The organism is Vibrio quintilis (assembly GCF_024529975.1).
Classification (GTDB): Bacteria; Pseudomonadota; Gammaproteobacteria; order Enterobacterales; family Vibrionaceae; genus Vibrio; species Vibrio quintilis.
The window spans coordinates 1-14,742 of record NZ_AP024899.1; the positions used below are offsets into that span (position 1 = coordinate 1).

Consider the following 14,742-nt stretch of genomic DNA (forward strand, 5'->3'; position numbering starts at 1 on the left):
ATGAATGGCCAATTTTTCACTCGATAAAAATAAAATTAAAATCCTGCTGCTTGAAGGTGTTCACCCTTCTGCAGTTGAAATCCTTCAGGCTGACGGCTACACCAATATTGAATATCATAAAGGTTCATTAGCTGAAGAAGATTTGCTTGAAGCAATAAAAGATGCCCACTTTGTTGGTATTCGTTCCCGGACTAACCTGAATGCAAAAGTCATTGATGCAGCCAAAAAACTGGTTGGTATCGGCTGTTTCTGTATCGGAACAAATCAGGTTGATCTGAAAGCAACAGCCAAACGGGGAGTTCCTGTATTTAATGCGCCTTTCTCCAATACCCGTAGCGTTGCTGAATTGGTTATGGGCGAAATCCTGCTGTTATTACGCGGCATCCCGGAAAAAAATGCACTTGCGCATCGTGGTATCTGGAAAAAAAGTGCCGACAATAGCTTCGAAGCCCGTGGTAAAACCCTGGGAATCATCGGATATGGCCATATTGGGACTCAGCTGAGTATTATCGCGGAAAACCTCGGGATGAGGGTTTATTTTTATGATATTGAAAATAAACTTTCCCTCGGTAACGCTCACCAGGTGTCAACGATGAAGGAATTGCTTGGAAAAAGTGATGTCATCACACTGCACGTTCCGGAAACACCTGAAACCAAAAACATGATGTCGACAGAAGAATTTGCTGCGATGAAGCCGAATTCTATCTTTATCAATGCAGCCCGTGGAACCGTTGTCGATATCGAAGCCCTGAGTCAGGCGCTTAAATCAGGGCATATAGCCGGTGCTGCAATTGATGTATTCCCGACTGAACCGAAGACAAATGCAGACCCGTTTGAGTCACCACTTATCGAGTTTGATAATGTGCTGCTGACGCCGCATATCGGGGGCTCAACACAGGAAGCTCAGGAAAATATTGGTATCGAAGTTGCCGGTAAAATTGTGAAATACTCAAACAACGGCTCAACACTCTCCAGTGTCAATATGCCGGAGGTTTCTCTGCCTGCAATGCGTAATTGCTCACGTTTACTTCATATCCACGAAAACCGTCCGGGGATTATGAACCAGATCAATACCATCTTTGCTCAGGATGATATCAACATTGCAGCGCAATACCTTCAAACAACGGCAGAGATCGGTTATGTGGTTATCGATGTTGAAACAGCCCGTTCACAGGAAGCACTGGATAAACTCAAAGCAATTGAAGGAACAATCAAAGCAAGAATTCTTCACTAATCGCTTTTGTGTATGTATGAAACGACAATTAAAAAACCCGCTCGTTGAGCGGGTTTTCTATCGAATCAGATATCGCTAATTAAAGGACATCAACAGCATTCAGGTCAGCAAACGCTTTTTCAAGACGTGCAACCATAGATGCCTGACCAGCGCGTAACCAAACGCGGGGATCATAGTATTTCTTGTTCGGTGCATCATCACCAGTTGGGTTACCAATCTGACCTTGCAGGTAATCATGGTTATCAGCTTCATACTGACGAACACCATCCCAGGTTGCCCACTGTGTATCAGTATCGATATTCATTTTGATAACACCGTATGAAATTGATTCCTGAATTTCAGCTTCCGTTGAACCAGAACCGCCGTGGAATACGAAGTTAAGAGAGTTCGCTGGAAGATTGAATTTCTCAGAAACATGAGCCTGTGAATCACGCAGAATTGTTGGTGTTAAAACCACATTACCTGGCTTATAAACGCCGTGAACGTTACCAAATGAAGCAGCAATCGTGAAACGATGGCTCACAGCATTCAATTTTTCATAAGCGTATGCAACATCTTCTGGTGATGTGTAAAGCTCTGAAGAATCCATATCAGAGTTATCAACACCATCTTCTTCACCACCAGTACAACCAAGTTCAATCTCGATTGTCATGTTCATTTTTGCCATGCGCTCTAAGTACTTAGCACAGGTTTCAACGTTTTCTTCCAGAGACTCTTCAGATAAATCCAGCATGTGAGAAGAGAACAGAGGCTTACCCGTTTCAGCAAAGAATTTTTCACCTGCGTCCAGTAATCCATCAATCCATGGCAGTAATTTTTTCGCTGCATGGTCAGTATGAAGAATGACTGGTACACCGTAAGCTTCAGCAACAGTGTGAACAAATTTAGCACCAGCAACTGCACCCAGAATTTGAGCGCCCTGGCCTTCCAGCTTCACACCTTTACCAGCAAAGAAAGCTGCGCCACCGTTAGAGAACTGAACAATAACTGGTGATTTAACTTTCGCTGCTGCTTCAAGTACAGCAGTGACAGAATCTGTACCTACACAGTTTACAGCCGGAAGTGCAAATTTATTTTCTTTTGCAACTTCAAATACTTTCTGTACATCATCACCAGAAATAACACCTGGTTTTACAAAATCAAAAACCTTAGACATGGTCCGATCCTATTTTTTGTCGTTTTTATATAAAACGAATTAAAAGTGAAACTTATAAAAATCAGCGAACAACGTGTAACATTTTAGCAAAGTTCACATTGTTGTGCAGTATACAAGAGCGGGAGCCACAAACAGGCTCCCGACACAGCAATCAATTAAGCTTTCGCGCGTGCTTCCAGCATTTCAACTGCCGGCAACACTTTACCTTCAACAAACTCAAGGAAAGCACCGCCACCCGTTGAAATGTAAGATACGTCTGCTTTGATACCAAATTTATCAATTGCAGCAAGTGTGTCACCACCACCTGCAACAGAGAAACCTTCTGAAGATGCAATCGCTTCAGAGATGCCTTTTGTGCCTGCTTCAAAGTTTTTGAACTCAAACACACCAACAGGACCATTCCAAAGAATTGTTTTTGCATTTTTCAGAATTTCAGCCAGTTCCGCTGTTGAGTCAGGGCCCAGGTCAAAAATCATGTCATCATCAGCGACTTCACTGACATTTTTAATTTCAGCTTCAGCATTTTCATCAAATGCTTTTGCGCAGGCAACATCTGTTGCAACCGGAATTGCGCAATCTTCCATCAGCTTTTTCGCAGTATCAACCAAATCGGCTTCATACAAAGATTTACCAACGTTGTGACCTGCCGCAGCAATAAATGTATTTGCGATACCGCCGCCAACAACAAGCTGATCAGCCACTTTTGACAATGACTCTAAAACTGTCAGTTTCGTAGAAACTTTTGAACCACCAACGATAGCAACCATTGGGCGGGCTGGTTTATCCATCGCTTTACCAAGCGCATCAAGTTCGTTTGCAAGAAGAGGTCCTGCACATGCAACGGCTGCATTCATACCAACGCCATGGGTTGAAGCCTGAGCGCGGTGAGCTGTACCGAATGCATCCATCACAAAGATATCGCATAACGCAGCATATTTTTTAGAGAGTTCTTCGTCGTTCTTTTTCTCGCCTTTGTTAAAACGAACATTTTCCAGAACAACCAGTTCACCCGCATTCAGGTCAAGGCCATTCAGATAATCTTTTGCAAGTTTAACGTCACAATCCAGCGCATCGTTCAGGTAGTTAACAACAGGCTGTAGAGAGAACTCTTCTGCGTATTCGCCTTCAGTCGGGCGTCCCAGGTGAGAAGTCACCATAACTTTTGCACCAGCTTCAAGGCAATGCTTGATAGTAGGCAATGATGCAAGAATACGGGCATCAGAAGTTACTTTTCCATCTTTTACAGGTACATTAAGGTCAGCACGGATAAATACACGTTTACCAGCCAGATCCAAGTCCGTCATCTTGATTACAGACATATTCAGTCCTCTCAAATTGTAATATTAAAATAAAAAATATTTAAAAGCTCCGCTCCCCTGCCGAGCTCTCATAATTTTACCTCAAGGGGTTATTTTACCGGGAATTATCTTATTTATTTCATTCTCAAAAATAAATAATTATTCTGCCCCGTTATTTCACTGTTTCAATGCATACATAGCCAGAGCAGTATCCAGCATACGGTTTGCAAAGCCCCATTCGTTATCACACCAAACAAGCATTTTAACCAAACGTCCGTTACTCACACGGGTTTGCGATCCATCAACAATCGCACTGTGCGCATCGTGATTAAAATCTATAGAAACGAGCGGTGCTTCAGTATAGTCAACAATGCCATGTAATGTACACTGAGAAGCATCAATTATGGTTTGATTTACGTCATTAACTGTCACATTTGTATTCACTGAGACACTCAGATCCATCGCCGTGACGTTTACCGTCGGCACTCTGACAGAGATAGCTTCAAACTTGTCTGAAAACTTAGGAAAAATGCGTTCAATACCTTTATGCAGCTTGGTATCCACCGGAATAATTGACTGGCTTGCAGCCCGTGTCCGGCGTAAATCATTATGGTAAGCATCGATGACCTGCTGGTCATTCATGGATGAATGGATGGTTGTAATCGTCCCGGAATCAATGCCAAAAGCTTCATCAAGCACTTTAATCACAGGCACAATACAGTTGGTTGTACATGAACCACCAGAAACAATTCTGTGTTCAGGAGATAATGTTTCATGATTGACGCCATAAATGATCGTATTATCGATATCACTTTCTCCCGGATGAGAAAACAGCACATTTTTTGCTCCGGCTTCGATATGCGCCAGACCATCATTCCGGCTGCCGTAAACACCCGTGCAGTCAAAGACAATATCAATGTCTAAATCCTGCCAGGGTAACAATCTGATTTCCGGCAAATGCAGGATGCGCACCGGATCAAATTCACCATTCTCATGGTGCAGGTATAAGTGTTCCTGATCATGACTCACCCGCTTAAAAAACCGCCCGTGACTGGAATCATACTGAAGTAAGTGTGCCATTCCATCCGGGTTTGCTAATTCATTGACCGCGACAACCTGAATCTGATGGTTCTTTCCACTCTCATACAGAGCCCTGAGTACATTTCTGCCAATCCGGCCAAAACCGTTAATCGCAATTCTGAGCATAATTCTGAGTTACATCCAATGTCAGTTAAAAAATTCCTGAAAAAATAACGCTGCATATATTCAATATGCTGACTAAGCTAAAAAAAGACGGGAGTCATTCTACTCTTTTTACAAACAAATTTTCACCCTGAAATTCAGAGAAGTCCTTTACCGTGACTCAAAGTGAAGTGATGCAAAATAATCAGCCCCCCCGGACCGACACACCATTTGGCCATAAACTGTTTTTCGTTTTATTGATAAATCTGGTTTTCTACCTGTTTTTCATTTATTCCTCTGCGGGTGATGTTTTTTCTCTGAACCTCTATGATAATGATAATTTTATGAGGTATTTTCAATTCACACAGTGGGTTGAACATGGCGGATGGTATTTACAGCCCATCTCCGGATTTAATCCTCAGGACGGCGTTCTGATCCACTGGTCAAGGTTACCGGATATTCCGCTGGCTTTAGTATCAATTCTCGTCAAACCTTTTACTTCGCCTGAAACGGCATATGCTATTGCGATGATCACTGTTCCCGGGCTCTATCTGCTTGGTATCACGGCAGCTGCGGGGAAACTGACGGCACGAATCATGGGAAATGATTATATGGTTCTGGCCTGTTTTTATTTGTTAAGTACTCACCTGACAGGTAAATTTTTCCCCGGTTCAATTGATCACCATAATATTCAGCTATTGCTTGCTGCCTGGTTTATCGCATTGCTGCCACTGAACCATGATGATTGCAAATCGACCCGGTCAGCTATCATTTGCGGCTTTCTTCTGGCCCTGTCTTTCTGGACAGGACTGGAGAACCTGATATTTTTCGGATTATTACTCCTGTACTTAACAATCAGGGGTTACAGTCATTCTCTGCGATTTGTCTTTTTCTGCCGGACGTTATGTCTCAGCGCGATACTGTTTTCATTCTGTTTCTGTCTGCTGAATCGTCCGGTTGCCGAATTCACCAACAAACAGATAGACGCTCTATCATGGCCTTATTTACTTTGCCTGCTATGCGGATTGATATTCTGTCAGTTATCAGTTTACTTCCGGCGTCCGGCAAACCGCATCATCAAATACTTACTGATTGGAATAATCAGCCTTTTTCCCATGCTGCTCTTTAGTCCTGAAGTGTTTCTTGGTGTTTATTACCAATATCCGGCGTTGCTCAATCAGTTCTGGCTCTCAAAAGTCTCCGAAGCTATTTCGATCATTGGATATATAAAAGAGGAAGGCTTATTTGGTCAGCATAACTATCTGCTGAGCATTATCCCTGCTTTACTTTCAGTCATCTTTATCAGACATAACGAAAGACTGAAACAGCTTTATCTCGTGATGCTGTTACTCATTCTCCCGGCGCTTTTCTGGCAAGCCAGAACTGTTTTTCTGATTTTTATTATCGCCGCGCCATTTCAGGCCTATTTTGTCATTTACTGTATCAGGAAAATACCTTCCGTGATCGCAGGCATGATACTGGCAATCATTTGTATGCCTGCCTGCATTACAATTACCTCTTTTATGATTAACCAGCAATTTCATCCGGAAATCAAACCGGGTGTATCGAAAGAAAACAGTAAACCCGAAGTCGTCCGTTTCTTAAAACAACACCAGATTGTCCGGCAAAAAATTCTCGCACCGATTGAATTTGGTACACCGATTCTGACGTTAACTGACAATGCTGTTATCTCAGCGCCCTATCACAGGAATATCAGAGGAAATACACTGGCAATTAAAATTCTGACCGGAGAGGAAGAGTCCGGATATCGTCAGTTGCTGGAGGAAAACAAATTTAACTACATCCTGATCGGCAACGACAATGCAAGCACTTTACTCAAACAACAGTCCGGCAAAAATTCGCTGATCAACCGGCTTGACCAGCACACAGCGCCACAATGGTTATCGTTAACCGCTCAGGGAAAATATGGATTAAAACTGTACCGGATACATTTCTCCGGACACGTATCCAAGGAAACTGAAGAGACTGGATTAAGTAAATAAAGAACAGGTAAACCGCAAATAAAAAAACCGGGCTGAAAATTCAGCCCGGTTTAAACATAATCAAATAGTGGGAATCTTAATGAAGCACGGACTTCGCCACATCAACCACATTTTCAACCGTAAAGCCAAACAGTTTGAACAGCTCACCAGCCGGTGCTGATTCACCGAAGCTGTGCATACCAATCACCTGACCGTTCAGACCGGTGTATTTATACCAGTAATCGGCAATACCCGCTTCAATTGCCACACGAGCCGTCACAGCCGCCGGCAGAACCGATTCACGATAAGCTGCATCCTGTTTATCGAACAGGTCTGTCGCTGGCATAGAGACAACGCGAACCTGTTTGCCGTCCTGCGTTAACACAGCGGCTGCCTGAACCGCCAGCTCGACTTCTGAGCCGGTTGCAATCAGGATGAGATCCGGTGTACCTGCACAGTCTTTCAGGATATAACCGCCTTTCGCGATATCCGCAACCTGTGTTGCAGTCCGCTCCTGCTGTGCCAGATTCTGACGCGAGAATATCAGCGACGTCGGGCCATCTTTACGCTCAATCGCCAGTTTCCATGCAACCGCAGATTCCACCTGGTCACACGGACGCCATGTGCTCATATTTGGCGTTAAACGCAGTGAAGCTATCTGTTCAACCGGTTGGTGCGTCGGACCGTCTTCCCCCAGACCAATTGAGTCATGGGTGTAGACCTGAATGTTCTGCACTTTCATCAGTGCCGCCATCCGCATCGCATTTCGTGCGTATTCCATAAACATCAGGAAGGTGGCACCGTAAGGAATAAAACCACCGTGCAGCGCAATCCCGTTGATGATAGCTGTCATACCGAATTCACGTACACCGTAGTGGATATAGTTCCCGGAAGCATCGTCAGCAGTCAGTGATTTTGAGCCCGACCACATGGTCAGGTTTGACGGTGCCAAATCGGCAGAGCCGCCCATAAATTCTGGCAGGAGTTTACCAAAAGCTTCCAGGGCATTCTGAGACGCTTTACGGGAAGCGATATTGGCCGGATTCGCCTGTAAATCTGCAATAATTGCGCTGGCTTGCGCTTCCCATTCCGCAGGCAGTTCACCATTGACCCGGCGCTTAAATTCAGCTGCCAGTGCCGGATGCGCTGCTTCATAAGCCGCCAGCTTTTCATTCCATGCTGACTCTTTTGCTGCACCGGCTGCTTTGGCATCCCATGCTGCATAAACATCTGCCGGAATTTCAAACGGACCATGTTCCCAACCAAGGAATTCACGGGCTGCCGCCACTTCATCATGGCCCAGTGGTGCACCGTGACAGTCATGTGAACCGGATTTATTCGGTGAACCAAAGCCGATGATGGTTTTCGCACAAATCAGGGTTGGACGACCGGTTTCCGCTTTTGCGGCCTGAATCGCAGCTTCAATCGCTTCAGGATCATGGCCGTCAACCGCCGGGATCACGTGCCAGCCATACGCTTCAAACCGTTTTGGTGTGTCGTCGCTGAACCAGCCTTCAACCTCACCATCGATAGAAATACCGTTGTCATCCCAGAAAGCGATCAGTTTGCCCAGTCCAAGCGTACCAGCCAGTGAACAGGCTTCATGAGAAATCCCTTCCATCAGGCAACCATCCCCTAAAAATGCATAGGTATAGTGGTCAACAATGTCATGATTTTCACGGTTAAACTGAGCTGCCAGTGCTTTCTCAGCCAGTGCCATTCCAACCGCGTTGGTGATGCCCTGACCCAGCGGGCCGGTGGTGGTTTCAACACCCGCGGTGTAACCATATTCCGGGTGACCCGGCGTTTTCGAATGTAGCTGACGGAAATGCTTCAGCTCTTCGATTGGCAGAGCATATCCGGTTAAGTGCAGCAAAGAATAAACCAGCATTGAACCATGGCCGTTGGATAAAACAAACCGGTCGCGGTCAGCCCAGTTTGGGTTTTGTGGATTATGATTCAGGTGAGAGCGCCAGAGCACTTCTGCAATATCAGCCATCCCCATTGGGGCACCCGGGTGGCCGGAATTAGCCTGTTGAACACCATCCATGCTCAGGGCACGAATTGCATTAGCAAGACGTTTGTGGGAAGACATGTCAGCTCCTAATGTCGTAAAGCAAAATCAAAATTAAAACGCGCTGTATTGTCGCAAAGCCCTACAAACTGTGCAAACGATTTCCTCATGAAAAGGATGACCTGTACCGTCGATTTAAATATCACGTGTACTGATAACTTAGCCATCGTCATTTTCATTAAGCAAATACTTGAATAGATCTATGTCAAAAAATAGCTTGTATTTAAAATCTCACTCAATAAAATAGACGTCTAGATGTGAAAACATCTTTCTGTCCCCTGAGAATGATAATTCAAAAATGATCTTTAAGTGAAAGGCTGTAACAGCTTAAGTGCATAGCCGGGGGATGTATTCCTGTAAATTTTTGAGTAAAGGCAAGTTTGCTCACAACCTAAGTGGGGTTCTCATGACAAAACACCTGTTTACTTCCGAGTCTGTATCAGAAGGACATCCGGACAAAATTGCAGATCAGATCTCTGATGCCGTACTCGATGCCATCTTAAAGCAAGACCCGAAAGCACGCGTCGCTTGTGAAACTTATGTCAAAACAGGCATGGTCATGGTTGGCGGGGAAATCACAACCTCAGCCTGGGTTGATATTGAAGAATTAACCCGTAAAACAGTGCGTGACATTGGTTATACCCACTCAGATATGGGATTTGACGCAAATTCATGTGCTGTACTGAATACCATCGGTAAACAGTCGCCGGATATCAATCAGGGTGTTGATAAATCAGATCCAAAAGAACAGGGTGCCGGTGATCAGGGGATTATGTTTGGCTATGCAACCAATGAAACTGATGTATTGATGCCTGCCCCGGTGACTTACGCACACCGTTTGGTACAGCGTCAGTCCGAAGTCCGGAAAAACGGAACCCTGCCATGGTTACGCCCGGATGCAAAATCACAGGTCACTTTCCAGTACGATCAGGGAAAAATTGCCGGGATTGATGCTGTCGTTCTTTCGACTCAACATAGCGAAGACATCTCGACAGCCGATCTGAGAGAAGCAGTGATGGACGAGATCATTAAACCCGTTTTACCTGCAGAATGGCTCAGTAAAGAGACCAAGTTCTTTATCAACCCAACCGGACGCTTTGTGATTGGCGGCCCAATGGGCGACTGTGGTTTAACCGGCCGGAAGATCATTGTAGATACCTATGGTGGCGCAGCCCGTCATGGTGGTGGTGCTTTCTCCGGAAAAGATCCATCCAAAGTCGATCGTTCAGCGGCTTACGCTGCCCGTTATGTGGCAAAGAATATTGTCGCAGCCGGATTGGCAGACCGTTGTGAAATTCAACTGTCTTATGCAATCGGTGTTGCCGATCCAACATCGATCATGGTTGAAACATTTGGTACAGAAAAAGTCACCCAGGATGTCATTGTGAATGCCGTCCGTCAGTACTTCGACCTGCGTCCTTACGGATTACAGGAAATGCTGAACCTGTTACAACCGATTTACCAGAAAACGGCCGCTTATGGCCACTTCGGCCGGAATGAATTCCCATGGGAAGCAACCGATAAAGTCGAACAGCTGCGTGACTTTGCCGGTCTGTAATTCAGTGATTTGGTATCATCTCCCCGTTTCGGGGGGATTTTCATGACAATCGCTATGAATTTAAAACCAGCTCAGGTCATCACAGCACAACTTCACCAACAGGCTGTCGATAAAATCAGCCACTGCATTGCAATTGCTTCTCAGCATTACGACACTTCTTTTCGTTTGCCTGAACTCAACTATAAATTACGCGGCAAAGCCGCCGGGAAAGCGTATCTCCAGCTATGGGAAATTCGCCTCAACCCGGTTTTGTTCACAGAAAATCAGCATGAATTTATCACACAGGTAATCCCCCACGAAATCGCCCACCTGCTCACTTTTTCTCAATATGGCCGTGTCCGGCCTCATGGCAAAGAATGGCAATATATCATGACAGCCGTATTTGACCTGCCACCCGACACAACACATGACTTTAATATCGCCTCAGTGGCAGGAAAAACATTTGAATACCGCTGCGGATGCCAGTCACACGCACTAACGATTCGCAGACACAACAAAATAATACGTCAACAGGCAACCTACCGGTGCAGCCAGTGCCACCAGCAATTAACTTATACAGGGAAGCAACTTTCATAAAGAAGGAAAGATAAAGTCGCCGAAAAACCTTGTAATTTAGTCATCCAATGCCCATTTAGTCTGGTAAAGTAGAGTTATTCCCGAAATTCAGTACAAAGTGGTTGTCAGGAAATTATCATGCGAATTCCCCGAATTTATCATCCCGCTCCCCTCCGGACTTCTCTTCAGGTACCTCTGAGCGAAGATGCATCCAGCCACATCGGACGAGTCCTCCGGATGCAGGAAGGCCAGGAAATTATATTGTTTGATGGCAGTGGTTTTGAATTCCCGGCAACACTGACAGAAGTCAGTAAAAAATCAGTCACTGCAATGGTGCTTTCCTCTGAAGACAAAACTTGTGAATCTCCGCTCGATTTGCATCTGGGTCAGGTTATTTCCAGAGGCGATAAAATGGAGTTCACCATTCAAAAATCAGTTGAACTGGGTGTGAATACGATCACGCCATTATTATCGGAAAGGTGTGGTGTCAAACTGGATCAAAAACGTTTCATGAAGAAGTTACACCAGTGGCAAAAAATTGTGGTTGGAGCCTGCGAACAGTGCGGCAGAAATGTCGTCCCTGAAATCAGACCCGTGATGCCCCTGCAGGCATGGTGCGCTGAAGAAACCGATGCACTCAGACTCAATTTACACCCAAGAGCTTCTTTTTCAATTAATACCTTACCGGACCCGGTCAGGCATATCCGGCTATTAATCGGCCCGGAAGGCGGATTAAGCGCAGAAGAAATCCAGATGACCCGGACACACCAGTTTCAGGAAATCTTACTGGGCCCGAGAGTTCTGCGCACGGAAACAACAGCATTAACGGCAATAGCCGCACTCCAGGTTCGCTTCGGCGATCTGGGTTAACGGAGTAAAGAGAATGATAAAACTAGGCGTTGTGATGGATCCGATTGAATCCATCAATATCAAGAAAGATACAAGCTTTGCAATGATGCTGGAAGCACAGCGTCGTGGTTACGAAATTCATTACATTCAAATGAATGGACTTCACCTTGAACAAGGGGTTGCAGTTGCTGATACACAAATTGTCCGTCTTCAGGATAATCCGGATCACTGGTTCGATATTCTTTCTTCACAAACCATTGAACTTGCCGGTCTCGATGCTGTGTTGATGCGCAAAGATCCGCCGTTTGATACAGAATATATCTATGCCACTTATATCCTTGAAAAAGCAGAAGAAGATGGTGCTTTGATCGTCAACAAACCACAAAGTCTGCGGGATTGTAATGAAAAACTATTTACCGCCTGGTTCCCGGAACTGACGCCAAACACGATAGTGACAAGGAAGGCTGAAAAAATTAAAGCATTCCAGAAACAACATCAGGATATTATCCTGAAACCGCTGGACGGCATGGGTGGTGCGTCTGTCTTTCGGGTGAAAGCAAATGATCCAAACTTATCAGTGATCATTGAAACATTAACCAGTCACGGACAAAACTACTGTATGGCTCAGGCTTTTGTTCCTGATATCAGTAATGGTGATAAACGGATTCTGATTGTTGATGGCGAACCTATGCCATATTGTCTGGCGCGGATTCCTCCTGAAGGTGAAACCCGGGGTAATCTGGCAGTCGGCGGCACAGGCGAGGCCCGTCCCTTAAGTGAAACAGACCTGCAAATCGCTCAAGCCATCGGGCCGACTTTGAAAGAAAAGGGACTCATTTTTGTCGGACTGGATGTCATCGGTGATAAACTGACAGAGATTAATGTCACCAGCCCGACTTGCGTAAAAGAAATTGAAGCTGCTTTTGATATTTCCATTACCGGCAAATTAATGGATGCCATTGAACGCCGGATCAAAGCACTGGCAATGTGAGGGAAGTCCCTCACTGTTAAAGGTGAACTGCATGAATTTAGCCAATCACTTTCTCGTTGCTATGCCCGGATTAAATGATCCTTATTTCAGGCATAGTGTGATTTATATATGTGAACATAACGAAGCCGGTGCAATGGGGCTGATGATTAACGCCCCGATTGATATCACCGTTGAGGGCATGCTGAAACAAGTCGATGTCGAACCAGCCTATCCTCAGGACCAGACGAGCAGTTTGCAAAAGCCGGTGTTCAATGGTGGTCCGGTTGCATCCGACCGGGGTTTCATTCTCCACCGTCCCGGTGACTACTACGAATCAAGCGTTAAAATGACCGACGATCTGGCAGTCACGACCTCAAAAGATATTCTGGCAGTGCTGGGCACCGCCGCCGAGCCCAGCAATTATATTGTGGCATTAGGATACTCAGGATGGGAAGCCGGACAGCTTGAAAGTGAACTGGCGGAAAACTCATGGCTGACTATCGAAGCCGATCCTGAAGTTATTTTTGACACACCTGTCCATGAAAAATGGAATAAAGCATTAAAAAAATTAGGTATTTCTCCGGCGCAATTATCCACAAATGCCGGTCATGCCTGACTATAATCATCAATCCGGATAGAGCTGAACCTATGTCTAAAACGATTATGGCTTTTGATTTTGGTACAAAAAGCATCGGCAGTGCCATTGGCCAGGAAATAACCGCGACAGCCTCACCTTTAAAAGCATTTCAGGCCAAAGATGGCATCCCCAACTGGGATGAGATTGAAAAACAGATCAAAGAGTGGCAACCCGATTTGTTAATTGTCGGCCTGCCCACTGATCTTCACGGCGCAGATCTGGAAGCCATCACCCCAAGAGCCAGAAAATTTGCCAATCGTTTACACGGGCGCTTCGGCCTTCCGGTTGAATTACATGACGAGCGGCTCTCCACAACAGAAGCAAGAGCCACTATTTTTGAACAAGGCGGCTACCGGGCTTTGAAAAAAGGCAATGTTGACTGCCAGTCTGCGGTGGTGATTCTTGAAAGCTGGTTTGAATATCACTGATTGATCACAAAGTTGAATTCAATCCGCCAGACATGACAAACTGACCCGGAAATGATATCAGGCGAATACATCATCATGAATACAATCAAAGAGAATATCCTTGCGCTGCAAGCCCGGATAAACAAAGCGAAAGACACATCCGCAAGAAGCGGTGACGACGTTCTTTTGCTGGCTGTGAGCAAAACCAAACCTGTCGAAGCAATTATCGAAGCGATGGGCGCCGGTCAGAGAGCCTTTGGTGAAAATTATGTGCAGGAAGGGACAGACAAAGTACAGTATTTTTCTGAACACTTCCCGCAGCAAGATCTTGAATGGCATTTTATCGGGCCGATTCAATCCAACAAAACCCGCCCGGTTGCGGAAAATTTTTCATGGGTTCACACCGTTGACCGTGCCAAAATCGCGCAAAGGCTCAATGATCAACGCCCTGACAACTTACCGCCGCTTCAGGTACTGATTCAGGTCAATACCAGCGGGGAATCTTCCAAATCCGGCATCAGTGAAAATGAAATAGCCGAACTTGCCCGGTTGATTTCTTCATTACCGAACCTCACTTTAAGAGGATTGATGTCGATTCCGGAAAATGTTTCTGACCATCATTCCCAGTTCGCTGCATTTCATCAGCTGGCAACAATACAGAAAAGGCTTCAGGCTGATTATCCCTCTGCAGATACACTGTCAATGGGAATGACCGGCGATATGGAAGCCGCAATCGAGGCAGGAAGTACCATTGTAAGAATAGGAACCGCGATTTTCGGGGCACGGGACTATCGTCCGGGTAATTCCCGTCCGAAAGAGCAATAAATAACAGCCGCCAAC

General features: G+C 45.4%; 13 protein-coding genes. 9 read left to right on the forward strand and 4 right to left on the reverse strand.

The window, feature by feature from the left end; translation table 11 throughout:
- Nucleotides 1-4 precede the first annotated feature (4 nt).
- Entirely contained in the window at nucleotides 5-1,234 is a 1,230-nt protein-coding gene (gene serA / locus OC443_RS26070) for a phosphoglycerate dehydrogenase (protein ID WP_073583822.1), read from the forward strand.
- A 79-nt stretch (nucleotides 1,235-1,313) separates the two neighbouring features.
- On the opposite strand, the gene fbaA is transcribed toward serA, so the two are convergent.
- The 3 genes from fbaA to epd form a co-directional block, all read right to left on the reverse strand.
- Nucleotides 1,314-2,390, reverse strand: a complete 1,077-nt coding sequence (gene fbaA, locus OC443_RS26075; RefSeq protein WP_073583824.1) for a class II fructose-bisphosphate aldolase — start codon at nucleotides 2,388-2,390, stop codon at nucleotides 1,314-1,316.
- Between the two features lie 155 nt (nucleotides 2,391-2,545).
- Entirely contained in the window at nucleotides 2,546-3,709 is a 1,164-nt protein-coding gene (locus tag OC443_RS26080; protein ID WP_073583826.1) for a phosphoglycerate kinase, read from the reverse strand.
- Between the two features lie 156 nt (nucleotides 3,710-3,865).
- Nucleotides 3,866-4,894, reverse strand: a complete 1,029-nt coding sequence (epd, locus tag OC443_RS26085; RefSeq protein ID WP_073583828.1) for an erythrose-4-phosphate dehydrogenase — start codon at nucleotides 4,892-4,894, stop codon at nucleotides 3,866-3,868.
- Between the two features lie 320 nt (nucleotides 4,895-5,214).
- Here epd and OC443_RS26090 point away from each other — a divergent pair, with 320 nt between their 5' ends.
- Nucleotides 5,215-6,873, forward strand: coding sequence for a hypothetical protein (locus OC443_RS26090; protein ID WP_143169347.1), 1,659 nt, complete (start codon nucleotides 5,215-5,217; stop codon nucleotides 6,871-6,873).
- A 76-nt stretch (nucleotides 6,874-6,949) separates the two neighbouring features.
- Here OC443_RS26090 and tkt read toward each other — a convergent pair whose 3' ends face one another.
- A complete protein-coding gene (gene tkt / locus OC443_RS26095) occupies nucleotides 6,950-8,947 on the reverse strand; it encodes a transketolase (RefSeq protein WP_262021795.1) in 1,998 nt (665 codons plus the stop codon).
- Between the two features lie 385 nt (nucleotides 8,948-9,332).
- On the opposite strand from tkt, the gene metK reads away from it, so the two are divergent.
- The 7 genes from metK (at nucleotide 9,333) to OC443_RS26130 (ending at nucleotide 14,727) form a co-directional block, all read left to right on the forward strand.
- The gene (gene metK, locus OC443_RS26100; protein ID WP_073586606.1) at nucleotides 9,333-10,484 is read left to right on the forward strand and encodes a methionine adenosyltransferase; all 1,152 of its coding nucleotides are present in this window, start codon (nucleotides 9,333-9,335) and stop codon (nucleotides 10,482-10,484) included.
- A 42-nt stretch (nucleotides 10,485-10,526) separates the two neighbouring features.
- Nucleotides 10,527-11,060, forward strand: a complete 534-nt coding sequence (locus tag OC443_RS26105) for a SprT family zinc-dependent metalloprotease (protein WP_234976483.1) — start codon at nucleotides 10,527-10,529, stop codon at nucleotides 11,058-11,060.
- A 117-nt stretch (nucleotides 11,061-11,177) separates the two neighbouring features.
- Complete coding sequence (rsmE, locus tag OC443_RS26110; protein ID WP_073586607.1) at nucleotides 11,178-11,909, forward strand: 16S rRNA (uracil(1498)-N(3))-methyltransferase; 732 nt, start codon at nucleotides 11,178-11,180, stop codon at nucleotides 11,907-11,909.
- A gap of 13 nt (nucleotides 11,910-11,922) precedes the next feature.
- Nucleotides 11,923-12,879 carry a glutathione synthase gene (gene gshB, locus OC443_RS26115; RefSeq protein WP_073586608.1) on the forward strand — a complete coding sequence of 319 codons (957 nt, stop codon included), beginning with the start codon at nucleotides 11,923-11,925 and terminating at the stop codon, nucleotides 12,877-12,879.
- A 31-nt stretch (nucleotides 12,880-12,910) separates the two neighbouring features.
- Nucleotides 12,911-13,474, forward strand: a complete 564-nt coding sequence (locus tag OC443_RS26120; protein ID WP_073586609.1) for a YqgE/AlgH family protein — start codon at nucleotides 12,911-12,913, stop codon at nucleotides 13,472-13,474.
- Between the two features lie 32 nt (nucleotides 13,475-13,506).
- Nucleotides 13,507-13,923 carry a Holliday junction resolvase RuvX gene (gene ruvX / locus OC443_RS26125; RefSeq protein WP_073586610.1) on the forward strand — a complete coding sequence of 139 codons (417 nt, stop codon included), beginning with the start codon at nucleotides 13,507-13,509 and terminating at the stop codon, nucleotides 13,921-13,923.
- 75 nt (nucleotides 13,924-13,998) lie between these two features.
- A complete protein-coding gene (locus OC443_RS26130) occupies nucleotides 13,999-14,727 on the forward strand; it encodes a YggS family pyridoxal phosphate-dependent enzyme (protein ID WP_073586611.1) in 729 nt (242 codons plus the stop codon).
- Nucleotides 14,728-14,742 lie beyond the last annotated feature (15 nt).